At 61.4% G+C, this 11,631-nt stretch carries 13 protein-coding genes; 8 read left to right on the top strand and 5 right to left on the bottom strand.

The annotated features are described in order from the left end of the window. Positions 1-97: 97 nt before the first annotated feature. From ACTJKS_RS24405 to ACTJKS_RS24425, 5 genes are all read left to right on the top strand, one after another. Positions 98-400 carry a MazG-like family protein gene (locus tag ACTJKS_RS24405; RefSeq protein ID WP_108181578.1) on the top strand — a complete coding sequence of 101 codons (303 nt, stop codon included), beginning with the start codon at positions 98-100 and terminating at the stop codon, positions 398-400. After that, positions 400-1,149: a methyltransferase gene (locus tag ACTJKS_RS24410; RefSeq protein WP_108181579.1), complete on the top strand. Its 750-nt coding sequence runs from the start codon at positions 400-402 to the stop codon at positions 1,147-1,149. Before ACTJKS_RS24405 ends, ACTJKS_RS24410 begins: the two co-directional genes overlap by 1 nt. A gap of 12 nt (positions 1,150-1,161) precedes the next feature. Further along, entirely contained in the window at positions 1,162-1,773 is a 612-nt protein-coding gene (locus ACTJKS_RS24415; RefSeq protein WP_108181580.1) for a DUF4136 domain-containing protein, read from the top strand. Positions 1,774-1,824: 51 nt separating this feature from the next. Beyond that, complete coding sequence (locus tag ACTJKS_RS24420; RefSeq protein ID WP_007963018.1) at positions 1,825-2,382, top strand: DUF4136 domain-containing protein; 558 nt, start codon at positions 1,825-1,827, stop codon at positions 2,380-2,382. A gap of 253 nt (positions 2,383-2,635) precedes the next feature. Continuing rightward, complete coding sequence (locus ACTJKS_RS24425) at positions 2,636-4,639, top strand: pilus assembly protein TadG-related protein (protein WP_108181581.1); 2,004 nt, start codon at positions 2,636-2,638, stop codon at positions 4,637-4,639. Here ACTJKS_RS24425 and ACTJKS_RS24430 read toward each other — a convergent pair. Both ACTJKS_RS24430 and ACTJKS_RS24435 read right to left on the bottom strand, forming a co-directional pair. Further along, on the bottom strand, positions 4,636-7,383 hold the full coding sequence (locus ACTJKS_RS24430; protein ID WP_108181582.1) for a PAS domain-containing sensor histidine kinase: 2,748 nt from the start codon (positions 7,381-7,383) through the stop codon (positions 4,636-4,638). The genes ACTJKS_RS24425 and ACTJKS_RS24430 overlap by 4 nt on opposite strands. Further along, positions 7,380-7,826, bottom strand: coding sequence for a TadE/TadG family type IV pilus assembly protein (locus ACTJKS_RS24435; RefSeq protein WP_041068044.1), 447 nt, complete (start codon positions 7,824-7,826; stop codon positions 7,380-7,382). Before ACTJKS_RS24435 ends, ACTJKS_RS24430 begins: the two co-directional genes overlap by 4 nt. Before the next feature lie 76 nt (positions 7,827-7,902). On the opposite strand from ACTJKS_RS24435, the gene ACTJKS_RS24440 reads away from it, so the two are divergent. Continuing rightward, positions 7,903-8,373, top strand: a complete 471-nt coding sequence (locus tag ACTJKS_RS24440) for an A24 family peptidase (RefSeq protein WP_108181583.1) — start codon at positions 7,903-7,905, stop codon at positions 8,371-8,373. Positions 8,374-8,491: 118 nt separating this feature from the next. Beyond that, positions 8,492-9,277, top strand: coding sequence for a response regulator transcription factor (locus ACTJKS_RS24445; RefSeq protein WP_108181584.1), 786 nt, complete (start codon positions 8,492-8,494; stop codon positions 9,275-9,277). A 61-nt stretch (positions 9,278-9,338) separates the two neighbouring features. Here the strand turns inward: ACTJKS_RS24445 and ACTJKS_RS24450 are convergent, their stop codons facing one another. The 3 genes from ACTJKS_RS24450 to ACTJKS_RS24460 all read right to left on the bottom strand — a co-directional run bounded on the left by ACTJKS_RS24450 (position 9,339) and on the right by ACTJKS_RS24460 (position 10,360). Further along, complete coding sequence (locus ACTJKS_RS24450; protein WP_095138201.1) at positions 9,339-9,746, bottom strand: response regulator; 408 nt, start codon at positions 9,744-9,746, stop codon at positions 9,339-9,341. 66 nt (positions 9,747-9,812) lie between these two features. After that, positions 9,813-10,025 (bottom strand): Flp family type IVb pilin, encoded by a 213-nt coding sequence (locus tag ACTJKS_RS24455; protein WP_041068032.1) that lies wholly within the window; start codon positions 10,023-10,025, stop codon positions 9,813-9,815. Positions 10,026-10,144: 119 nt separating this feature from the next. Beyond that, complete coding sequence (locus ACTJKS_RS24460; protein ID WP_371260371.1) at positions 10,145-10,360, bottom strand: Flp family type IVb pilin; 216 nt, start codon at positions 10,358-10,360, stop codon at positions 10,145-10,147. Between the two features lie 335 nt (positions 10,361-10,695). Between ACTJKS_RS24460 and cpaB the strand changes: the two genes are divergently transcribed. Then, complete coding sequence (gene cpaB / locus ACTJKS_RS24465; RefSeq protein WP_108181586.1) at positions 10,696-11,625, top strand: Flp pilus assembly protein CpaB; 930 nt, start codon at positions 10,696-10,698, stop codon at positions 11,623-11,625. The last annotated feature ends 6 nt before the right edge of the window (positions 11,626-11,631 follow it).

Genomic DNA, 11,631 nt, shown 5'->3' on the forward strand with positions numbered 1-11,631 from the left:
GGGGCAAGATCAAAAGATCGCAGCCTGCGGCAGCTCCTACGTGGGCCTTGCCTTCAACGCGTATCCCCCCGAAGCTATACGCCTTCAGGAGAACCCGATGAACCTTGTTGAACTGACCGAACGCCTGCACGCCATCCGCGACCGTAATGACTGGCGACAATTTCACAGCCCGAAAAACCTCGCCATGGCCGCCTGCGTGGAAATGTCCGAGCTGGTGGAGATTTTCCAGTGGCTGACCGAAGACCAGTCACGCCAGTTGCCGGCGGACAAACTGGCGCATGCCGGGCAGGAAGTCGGCGACATCGTCCTGTATCTGTTGCTGCTGTGCAGCGAGTTGGGGCTGGATATGAATGAAGTGGTGCGCAGCAAGCTCGCCGACAGCGAACGGCGGTTCAGCTGATGAGCGACCGGCATTTCGATCAGTTGGCGACCCGTTTCGCCGAAAAAATCTACGGTGGTGCCAAAGGCGCGATTCGCCTGGCGGTGTTGCAGGCCGACCTGGCCGAAGCGTTGCCGGACCGGCCGTTGCGCGTGCTGGACGTCGGTGGCGGTCTGGGCCACATGTCGCTGTGGCTGGCCGAGCGCGGCCATGACGTAACCTTCACCGAGCCGGCCGAACCGATGCTCGAAGGTGCCCGCCAGCGCTTCGCCGAGGCAGGGCAGAGCGCGACGTTCATTCAGGCGCCGTGGCAGGAGCTGCTCGGTCAGCTCACCGAACCGTACGATCTGGTGATCTGCCACGCCGTACTCGAATGGCTGGCCGAACCCCATGCGATCCTGCCGGTGCTGCATCAGCTGACCAGCCCCGGCGGCTGGCTGTCGCTGGCGTTCTACAACCGGGATGCGCTGATTTATCGCAACCTGCTCAAAGGCCATTTCAAGAAAATGCGCAAAAACACCATGGCCGGTGAAAAGCAGAGCCTGACCCCGCAGCAGCCGCTTGATCCGCGGGAGCTGGCAACGCAACTCGAAGGGTTGTGGCAGGTCGAAACCCAGAGCGGGATCCGGGTTTTTCACGACTACATGCCCGTGGAATTCCAGGCCCGCGCCGAACTCGTGGATTTGCTGGAGATGGAGCTCGCTCACCGTCGCCACCCAAGCTTCGCCGGGCTTGGGCGTTACTTGCACTGGATCTGCCGGCCGATCTGATCGGAGCACCGCATGAAAGCTCAATCCGGTTTATTGCTGATCTGCCTGGGGCTGGCCGCTTGCCAGGGCAGCAACCCGTACGTCGCGCAGTCACGGCCGTTGCCGCCGGCACCGCCGCAAGCGGCCAACACCTTCGATCGCAGTGCTTATCCGGCACCGCCACGCGATTACGGGCGCTATCGCAGTTGGGCCTGGCTCAACGGCCAGTTGCCGCCGGGCACGGCGTGGGCCGACTCGGCGCAAGTGGCCGAAGCGGTGAGCAATGCGCTGGATCAGCGCGGATTGCGGCCGTTGCACGACAACCGGCCGGCCGACCTGCTGGTCAGCGCCAACCTGCGTCTGGAAACCCGCTTGCGTCAGGTGCAGGACGACTACGGCTATTACGGCGGATACGGTGGCTATGATCGCTACGGACACGGTTACGGCATGTACAACACTGTGCCGATTGTTCGCACCTATCAGGAGCAGGTCGTGGTAGTGCAGGTCGATCTGTTCGACGCCGGCACCGGGCAACCGGTGTGGAGCGCCAGCGCCGAGACGGCCAACCAGGGCAGCCAACTGGTGCGCACCGATGCCATTCGCGAGGCGCTGGAAAAAGCCCTGTCGGCCTATCCGCCGAGCTAGACTTCATATGAGAACGCTTCGCAGGTTCAGGCCTTCAACCGGAGAAAAATCATGTTCCGCCGTCTCGCTTTATTGGCCATGGCCGCGCTGCTCAGTGCCTGCGCCGCCAATCAGGTCAACCATGACTTCGATGCCAGCCGCGACTTCGCCGCCTATCGCAGTTGGAGCTGGAAAGAACCCGCGCTGCAATATCGCCCGGATGACCCACGGATCAAAAGCGACCTGACCGAGCAACGCATCCGCCAGGCCGTCAGTGATCAGCTCGACCAGCGCGGTTTGCGTCCCGCCGCAGCGGGGGCCAAGGGTGACCTGAGTGTGCAGACCTACCTGATTGTCGAAGACCGTCAGCAGCAAGTGACCACCAACTACGGCGGCGGTTGGGGTGGCCCGTGGAACGGGTATTGGGGCGCGCCGATGTACAACGAAACCCGCAACATCACCTACAAGGTGGCGACCATCCAGATCGATTTGCTCGATGGCAAGGACGGCAAACTGGTGTGGCGCGGCAGCGATGAACAGATGCTCAGCAGCACGCCCAATCCGCAGGATCGCAGCAACGCGGTGCGCGAAACCGTCAGCCGGATATTGGCCAACTATCCACCGCGCTAGTGCGCTGTAAAAAAAACGGGAGCCCAGGAGGCTCCCGTTTTTTTGCCCCGCCACAAATCCCCTGTGGGAGCGAGCTTGCTCGCGAAGACGGCGTGTCAGCCACATCCATGTTGAATGACACCGCGCATTCGCGAGCAGGCGAGGTCTGCAGGGTTTTGTGCGGCACCAAATGGCGCGTTGCCACTAGCGCCGTCTACACTCAAACCCACCATCGGAGGTAGCGCTCGGCAACGCGCCAGCAAAGGAGTGCGCCATGTCGCCTCGTACGCAGTTCAATGGCAAGGCCCGGCAACGCGGGGCGATCGGCTTGATGGCGGCTGCGACCCTCAGTCTGGCGCTGGTGTTGATGCTGTTGGTGGTCGACACCGGTCGGCTGTACATGGAGCAGCGCAAGTTGCAGCGGGTGGTCGACAGTGCCGCGCTGGAAGCCGTCAGTCGCGGCGGCAATTGCCAGTCCGGTCTCAGCGCTGCTACTTATGCCGGGCAAAGCGCGGTGCGTAATGGCTACACCGTCGATGGCAACAACACGCTGGTGACCACTTGCGGCAGCGTACAGACCGCCGCCACCGGACTGCGCGCGTTCACTGCCGATGCGACGCAGTCGACGGCGGTGAAAGTCGCTGCCAGTCGCACGGTGACCACCAGTTTTGCCGGTGGGGTACAAGCGCTGTTCACGGGCTCGGCGGTCAGTCTGAACACCACGCTGAATGCTTCGGCTGTCGCCGCCCAGCCGACGCCGACGGTCGCGCAACTGAACATCCGCAGCAACCTTGCGAGCATCAACACTGCACAATCGAACATCCTCAATCCGCTGTTCTCCGGGCTGCTCGGCGGCAACGTCAACCTCACGGCTCTGGGCTGGGATGGCCTGCTCAATACCGACATCAACCTGCTCAGCTACCTCAACCAACTGGCAATCAACCTCAACGTCGCGGCCGGTAACTACACGCAACTGCTCAATACCCAGGCCACGGTCACCCAACTGATTCAGGCGGCCGCGACGGTGGTGCAGCTCAATGGCGCGACCGCCACGGTGATCACTGCGCTGGGTCAGTTGCAGGTTGCGGCGATCAATGCGGCGCCGGTCAAGCTCGGCGACATCCTGCAGTTACAGACCGGTACCACGGCAGCCGGGCTGGATGCCAACCTGCAACTGCTGCAATTGATTCAGGGCGTGGTGCAACTGGCCAACAGCAAAAGCGCGGTGGCTGCGACCTTGCCGATCAGCGTGCTGGGGCTAGCGAATGTCACGGTGCGGGTCAAGGTCATCGAGCCGCCGCAGTTCTCGGCCATTGGTGATCCGGCGCGGGCCAAGGCCAATCCGTTGGGGCCGGACCGGATTTATGTGCGCACGGCGCAGATTCGCACGCTGCTCTCGGTGAATCTGCCGGTGCTGACCGGGGTGACCGGGTTGACCAATGCCGTATTGGGGCTGGTCGGAACATTGACCCCGACTCTCAATGCGCTGTTGAGTCTGAATCTGGTGGCGACCCTCAACTCGGTCGGTTGTCTGCTGGGTGCCGGTTGCGAACAGCTTGATCCGCTGCTGTTGCCATCGCCGCAAATCGACATCGCCCTGGATGCCGGTGGGGCGGTCAGCTACGTCACCGATTACAGCTGCCCGGCAGGCCAGGGCACTACGGGCACGAAAAGCCTGACCGCCCACACGATCACCTCGATCGCTGACCTCAAGGTCGGCAAGATCGACCCGACCAATGCTTTTTCCTCGCTCGCCGAACCGACGGTTACACCGTTGCCACTGGTCGATCTCGGCACCGTGACCTGCCACAAGATTCTCGGCATCGGCAGTTGCGACGAGAGCACCCACGTGCAGTACGGGGCGGGCGGGATCGCGATCATGGTCAACACCAGTGTCGCGCAAAACGCTCAGGATCTGCTGTATTCCAGCAGCACGCCGTTCGCCACGCCGGCCAACCTCAAACTGCCGCCAAGCGTGATTTCGGCGGCGCCGTCGAGCAATATCGTCAACAGCCTGGCGAACACGTTGGCGGGGATCAATCTGATCGTTTACAAACCACAGGGCAGCAATCCACTGGGCGCCATCGTCACTGGCGTGGCCAGCCTGATCAGTGATGTCACGGCGATTTTGCAGCCACTGATTACCAACCTCGTCAGCCCGTTGCTCGACCCCTTGCTCAACAACCTGCTGAAAAGCCTGGGCATCAACCTGATGGACGTCGACGTCGGCGCCAACATGACCTGCGGCCAGACCGGCAAGGCTTATCTGGTGATCTAGACGCCCGGCGCTATCGGCAACTCGATGCAGAAACGTGCGCCCTCCAGCGAGTTGCGCACGCTCAAATGGCCGCCCATGTTTTCAATGATGCCGTAGCTCACCGACAGCCCCAGACCGGTGCCGACGCCCACCGGTTTGGTGGTGAAGAACGGTTCGAATATGCGCTCCAGCAAACGCGGGTCGATGCCGCCACCGTTGTCCTCAACCCACAGCCGCACCTTGCTTTCATCGCGCTCGGCGTAAATCGAAATCCAGGGTTTGAATGACGCGTCCTTCTCGCGTTTGCCGAGCAGCGCATCGCGGGCATTGACCATCAGATTGATCAGCACCTGTTCCAGTTGATCGACATAACCGCGCACCTGCACGCTAAAACCGGTTTCGCTGATCCGCAGGTCGACACCTTTGCCGCGCATGCCTTCGGCGAGCAACGACAGCGTCCCTTCGATGGCCGAGGCCGGGTTGAACAGTTGCTGCTCGACCTCCGAGCGGCGGCCGAACACGCGCATGTGATCGACCACTTTCGCCGCGCGCTGCACCTGGGCGTCGATGCGATTGAGTTTGTCGGTCAGGTAGTCGATCTGCACATCGCCGTTGCCCAGACGCTTGAGCACGTTGACGATGGCCATGCGCATCACGTTCAGCGGCTGGTTGATTTCGTGGGCCAGGCCGGTGGCCATTTCGCCGAGGGTGGCCATTTTCGCGCTTTGTGTGAGTTGCTGTTGCGAGCGGCGCACCTCGGTGTTGTCGCGGCCCACGGCCTGCACTTCGAGCAGGCGCCCGTGTTCATCGAACACCCCGCGATCGGACCACACCCACCAGGCATGCTCGCGTCCGGGCAGTTGCAGGCTGATTTCGGCGGTGCTCACCGGCAGCTCAGGAGTCAGCAGCGCCAGGCGTTGCACGAAGGCGGCGCGTTGTTCGTCGGACATCCAGCTGCCCAGATCGACCCCCGGCAATTGCTCCGGCGAGCATTCCAGATAAGTCGCCAGCGGCCGGTTGCCGAAGGTCAGGGTCAGGTCCGGACGATAACGGCAAATCATCGCCGGCGAGTCTTCCACCAGAATCCGGTAGCGCTCTTCGCTCTGTTTGACCTGTTCGGCGGCGAGGGTCGCTTCGGTGACGTCCAGCCACAGGCCGACGGCTTCGACCGGCAGGCCCAGGTCATTGCGCAGCAGCTTGGCTTCATCGAGCAGCCAGTGGTATTCGCCGCGCGCGTCGCGTAAACGAAAGCGCCCGCGCACCGAGCCTTCGCGCAGCAGTTGGCGGGTACGGGCGAAATACAGATCGCGGTCTTCAGGATGAATCAATTGCACCCAGTCAGTGCCAATGCCCTCGTCCGGCGTCCAGCCCAGCAGCGGCTGCAAACTGGCGCTGAAGAAATCGGGACGTAGCGCGCCCTCGACGTAACGCTGCACATAAATCACCGCTGGCGAACTGGCGATCAGGTTGTCCAGTCGCGCGTGCGCAGCTTCGGCTCGCTGCTGCTGGTTCCGGATGTCGCTGATGTCGAGCATGAACCCCACCAGTCGCCGCTGTTCACCACTGCCGGCGACCTGACCTTGCACGCGATACCACTGCGGTGTTTGTCCTGATTCGCTGCGGTGCAGACGAACGCTCAGGCTCAGGGCTTCGCCGTGCAGTTGCAGGGCGTGCAGACGGCTGCGCAGTTCTTCGCGGTCGGCCGGATGAATCAGCGCCAGCCAGTCTTGCAGCGAGATTCGCGCGCTGTCCGCCGGCAGCGCAGCGAGCAGCGACGGCGCCAGCAACACGTCGTCCCCGAGCATTTCCCACCAGCCGGTACCCAGCAGGGTTTGCAGCGACTCGAGGCGCTCGGTGTAGTGATGATGTTGCTGATCCCGCAGACGGCTGAGCAGCGGGCCGGCGAGCGCGCCGGTCAGTGACATCCAGTCGCGGTCGCTCAGGTGTGGCGCGACAACGTCCACGGTGTAGAAACCACAGAGCAGCCATGCCGCCACCCCGCGATCATCGCTGTAGGGCACGGCGAAACCATCGGCGTTGCCGAAGATCGCTGCAACGCGCGAGTGTTCGAACAAACCGTGATGCGCGCCGAGACGCTGCGGTGCACTGCCGTTGAGGCTGTCGAGCGGCGTGCCCAGACGCTGGCCGTCCTGCCACAGCGTGGGGGCATCGTGGGCGCGATAGTGTTGAAAAATCTGCCAGCCCTGTGCCTGTTCGTCGAGCAGGGCGATGGCCAGGCACGGGATTCGCCAGCGCTGGGCGATGGCCTGCAACTGCTCGCTGAGCACCACCGGCAGGCGCATCAGGCTGCAGGTGCGCAGGTGGTCGCTGATCTGCCCGGCAAGGGCCTGACAGGATTCGCGGTGGCGCGATTGCTGGCGCTCCAGCAGCAGGTCGCCGATGTCCATCAGTTGCAATACCCAGCCCGCCGCCGAAGGCTGCACCCAGCCGCGCAAATGCAGGGTCTGGTCACTGAGCCCGGGGAAATCCAGGTCGAGCATTTGCCCTTGCCAGTCCTGCGGCCGGCCTTCGATCGCCAGCGTACTGTGTGCGAGTAAATACGCCGCCAACGGTAGCGGCGAATCGTGGGGCGGCTGTTGCGCCAACAGATGACGCAACGGCCCGGCCATCTGCAGTACGCCGCCGTCGTGATCCAGGTGCAGGTGCAAACCCTGCGGCGGTGAGCCGAGGTGGTCGGGCAGTTCACTGGCGGGCGCCGGCGCGCGTTTGAGCAGGCGTCCGAACAGATGGTCGCCGGAGGTCAAAATTTCAGGCTCGACGCGGCGGAGAGGGTGGCGGGCAGGCTCGGCACGGCACCCACGCCCGGCAGCACCAGAAACGGAATGACCTGATTGAGCTTGCTGGTGGGGTAATCGACTCTGACCGTCAGCGTACCTTGAGTGGCGTCATACACCGCTGAGGTGTCGACGCCGACCACCAGGTTCAGCGCGGGTGGCACCCACTGCAACTGCTGGGTCAACGCGGTGTTGGCAGTGCTCACCACCACGGAGGCATAACCAGGCGTGTTGGGGTCGACTCCGACGCTGCGGCGCACCGCTTCGGATGTCGCCTCGTTGAAGGTCTGCATCAATACAAACGGCAGGCTGTAACTGACCAGCGCGTAAAACACGGCGAAAAAAATCACGAATACCAGGGCGAATTCGATCGCCACTGCGCCTGCCTGTGATTTTGCGAAGCCGGTTTTCATGACTGCGTCTACCCTGACGTTCACTGCGTAGTATCAGCATAGAATCAATCAGCAAAATCGGACGGGATTTAACCGGATGCAGAGTTTCGTTCTCCTGATCTGGCTGGCGGTTTGCGCCGCCCAGGATGCCCGACACCGGCGTATCGCCAATGCACTGACATTCGGCGCGGGAGCTCTGGCGCTGATCTATCTGCTGGTGACTGGCACGACCTGGCTCGGTGCCGAAGCGCAGCAGGGACTGTGGGCGGGCGTGATCGCTCTGGTGTTGACCCTGCCGGGTTATTTCATGGGGCGCATGGGTGCCGGCGATGTGAAACTAATGACAGCCATGGGCCTTGCGACGAACGGTTTATTCATTCTTTGTGCGTTTATCGGCGCCGGCGTCGCCAGTCTGCTCTGGCTGCTTGTTGCGCCAAGAGTCTGGCTTCATATGAGTCAACGACTTAGAGAACATCTTCGATATATGGAGCCTGGAGTGTCAAAGAAGCTGCCATTTGCACCGTTCGTGCTGCTGGGCGTACTGGCTTCGATTCATTGGATCCATTAGTCGCCAGGTGCCACTAGTTCTATGTACATAGTCGGAAAGTGCGTCTACTTTCAAATGAAGTCGTTACATTGCCAAAGTGCAGAAAAAGTCAGCTTTGGCCCGAGCAATGGAGTGGTTCGTGAACAAGCTTACGTCGGCGGTAAAAGTGCTCGTGGTCGATGATCAGCCGTTGATCGTCGAAGAGTTGTGCGAGTTTCTCGAAAGCAGCGGGTACCGCTGTGTGCCGTGTGAATCCAGTGCGCAGGCGATCGAGCGTTTCAGCGAAGACGTGGAAATCGGCCTGGTGCTGAGCGATCTGCACATGCCGAACATGGACGGCATTCAGCTGGTGCAGGAACTGCAACGAATCTGCGGCAAACACCGGGTGTTCGAAGCGATCATGCTCACCGGCCGCGCCGATAAACAGGACGTGATCAAGGCCCTGCGCGCGGGGATCGCCGATTACTATCAGAAGCCGATCGAGCTGGATGAACTGCTTGAAGGCGTGAAGCGTCAGGAAGCGGCTCTGCAGGAGCGGCACAAGAATGTGCAGTTGGGCCACCTGAACCAGAAGCTGCAGTTTCTTTCCGAATCCATCGACGATCTTTACCAGGACCTGGACAAGGTCCGGCGTAACCCGGCGGCGGTGGTCAAAGACATGCTCGGTGGCGACAGCGCCGAAGCCGAGCAGGAGATTCCGGCGATCTTCAATCAGTTGTCGCCACGGCAACTGGATGTGGCGCGGCTGGTGGGTAAAGGGCAGACCAACTATCAGATTGCCTGCGAGTTGGGCATCACTGAAAACACCGTGAAACTGTACGTTTCCCAGGTGTTGCGCCTGACCCACATGCACAACCGCACGCAGTTGGCATTGGCCCTTTCACCCAGTGCTTCGGCCGCCCGTCAGCGTGTAACCGCACACTGATTCTGTTTGCCTGCCCCTTCCCGGGCAGGCAGTCAATTCTGCCAAAAAACCTTCGCCTGTATTACCCGGCCTGTGTCTTGGGTTTGGGGAACAGATTGTCCAGGGTTTCCAGCAGCCGCACGTGGTAGATCGGCTTGCGAAACAGGTCCAGAACCTGCAGGCGCAGCATGTCGCTGACGTCCTCCATATCGGCATGTCCGGAGGTCACGATCACCGGCAGATGCTGGCGCGACGTGTGCTCGCGCAGGCGCTTGATCAGCGACATGCCGGACTCCTCCGGCATACGCAGATCGGTGATCACCAGGGCGATATCCGGAAAACGGGTGAGGTGATGCAGGGCGAGTTTCACCGACGTGGCGGTGTGGCAGACAAAGCCCTCGCCCTCCAGTAGCTCGGCCAGCTCAAGCAACGCGTCCTCTTCGTCGTCAACCAGAAGCAACTGTTGGCGGGGGAGTGAGGAAGCAGTCATGGGCAGTCCCTGAAAAGCTGAAAGTGCAATCGAGTGTAGCGCGACATTCGCCAGACGCGACTCACATCAGGGGGTTTGCACCGGAGCGGTCTGCGCGGTGCCGCCGAGGGATACCAGGACGCTGTTGAAAATCGCAAAGATTTTCGCGCCCAGTGGTGTGATGAACACCACCACAACGACCGCTACCATTGCCACCACGATGGCGTACTCGATGGCGGATGCAGCCTCTGTACTTGCCAGAAACGACCTCAGGCGCAATATCAGATATTCGAGGATCATTGACATTCTCCTTCGTAACGGCGGGTGATCGGACTTGTGAAATCCGAAGATTTGCCAGTGTCTGAGCGATGCTGCTGGTCAGCATGGGCCTGGACACTGGACGACGGGAGGGATGTTGATCAAGGCGTCGTTCTGACCTGTGCCGTGCCACCGAGCTTGGTCAGCACCACGTTGAAAATGGCCAGCACCTTGTCGCCGATGGGCGACACAAACACCACGACCACCACCGCCACCATTGCCACCACGATCGCGTATTCGATGGCCGACGCACCTTCTTCACTTCTGCACAGCAGCCTGGCCCTGGCCAGTAGATAGTCGATGATCATCCGAAACATACGTCCACTCCTTCGCGCCTCTGGCGCCGATCCAACGCTACAGCGGCATGCTTTCACCGTGCTATCAGAGCATTGTCAACAAACCCCCGGTCAACAACTGTAAGAACGGATTAATCACAAAGGATTAACCGGATTGTTAATTGAGCCAATCCCTACAGTTAATTGGCCACGACTCATACTTTAGTGAGTTATTTTCCTGTCACTAATGGCGTTTTGGCTCGTATCAGCTAGCTTGGAAATAGCGAAATCGTTGCATGTTCATAGCTGCCTGATCGCGAAAAATTCTCTCGGCAGGAAGTACAGGCTGTCGGTGCAGCAGGAAAGGGAGAGCCGTCATGAACAGTCGCGTCACCATGGGCCTTGCAGCTGTGCTGCTGCTGGGGGCAATCATCGTCGGTTACTGGGGGCTGGTGCTCAGTCGGCAACCGGCCCCGGTTGCTCAGGTGCCTGCCGCTGCGCCCGTCGTGGTGGAAAAAACCGTCGCCGCCGAAGATCAGACCCGTCAGCCCGTGGTCGTGTTGTTGCACGATGTTCCGCCGTTCACTCCGCTGACCGCTGCCGATGTGACTGTGGAAAAATTGCGCAATGCGCCGGCCGGCAGCCTTGCCAGTGTTGATCAGGCAGTGGGTCGTACCCCGTGGCGGCATTTGAGCGCCGGCACCTGGCTCAACGATGAAAGCTTCGAGGCGGGTGGCTCACTGGCGCGGATGATCCACAGCGACGAGCGCGCTCTGACGGTGGCCGTGGATGAAGTGATCGGCGCTGCCGGGCAACTGCTCCCCGGCGACTATGTCGATGTGCTGCTCTACCTGCGCCAGGATGCGAGCAATCTGCAGCAGTCGGCGCAAATCGTCGTGCCGGCCATGCGTGTGCTTGGCGTGGGTGAACAATACGGCCTGACCAACGACGGCCAGCCCGCCAATCCGGCCCTCAGCGCCGACGACAAACTCAAACAGGATCAACGCCGGATCGCTGCGCGCACCGTGGTTCTGGCCGTACCTGAACAATTGCTCAGCCGGATGATGCTCGCCACCCAGGTCGGCACCTTGCGTCTGGCCGTGCGCAGCAGCGAAGAGCAGCGGCTGGCGAAATACTGGGCCGGTGAACAGCAGGCGCCGGCGCACCTGGATAACGCCAACAGCCAACTCTTCCAGTTCACGCAACTGGCCTTGGGCGCGGCGCCGAAAGCGCCGTCCTCAGGTGGTCATGAACGCAAGCCGATGGAAGTGATCCGCGGCAATCAGCTTTCCCAACAAGCCCCATGACTGAGC

It is taken from the genome of Pseudomonas sp. 22189 (assembly GCF_052045635.1).
In the GTDB taxonomy this organism is placed as follows: Bacteria; Pseudomonadota; Gammaproteobacteria; order Pseudomonadales; family Pseudomonadaceae; genus Aquipseudomonas; species Aquipseudomonas parakoreensis.

Bases quoted from the DNA above. Each gene is read 5' to 3' on its own strand.
- ACTJKS_RS24405 (WP_108181578.1), top strand. From the start codon at position 98: ATGAACCTTGTTGAACTGACCGAACGCCTGCACGCCATCCGCGACCGT.
- ACTJKS_RS24440 (WP_108181583.1), top strand. From the start codon at position 7,903: ATGCAGAGTTTCGTTCTCCTGATCTGGCTGGCGGTTTGCGCCGCCCAG.
- ACTJKS_RS24420 (WP_007963018.1), top strand. From the start codon at position 1,825: ATGTTCCGCCGTCTCGCTTTATTGGCCATGGCCGCGCTGCTCAGTGCC.
- ACTJKS_RS24460 (WP_371260371.1), bottom strand. From the start codon at position 10,360: ATGTTTCGGATGATCATCGACTATCTACTGGCCAGGGCCAGGCTGCTG.
- ACTJKS_RS24425 (WP_108181581.1), top strand. From the start codon at position 2,636: ATGTCGCCTCGTACGCAGTTCAATGGCAAGGCCCGGCAACGCGGGGCG.
- ACTJKS_RS24455 (WP_041068032.1), bottom strand. From the start codon at position 10,025: ATGATCCTCGAATATCTGATATTGCGCCTGAGGTCGTTTCTGGCAAGT.
- ACTJKS_RS24410 (WP_108181579.1), top strand. From the start codon at position 400: ATGAGCGACCGGCATTTCGATCAGTTGGCGACCCGTTTCGCCGAAAAA.
- cpaB (WP_108181586.1), top strand. From the start codon at position 10,696: ATGAACAGTCGCGTCACCATGGGCCTTGCAGCTGTGCTGCTGCTGGGG.
- ACTJKS_RS24450 (WP_095138201.1), bottom strand. From the start codon at position 9,746: ATGACTGCTTCCTCACTCCCCCGCCAACAGTTGCTTCTGGTTGACGAC.
- ACTJKS_RS24415 (WP_108181580.1), top strand. From the start codon at position 1,162: ATGAAAGCTCAATCCGGTTTATTGCTGATCTGCCTGGGGCTGGCCGCT.
- ACTJKS_RS24435 (WP_041068044.1), bottom strand. From the start codon at position 7,826: ATGAAAACCGGCTTCGCAAAATCACAGGCAGGCGCAGTGGCGATCGAA.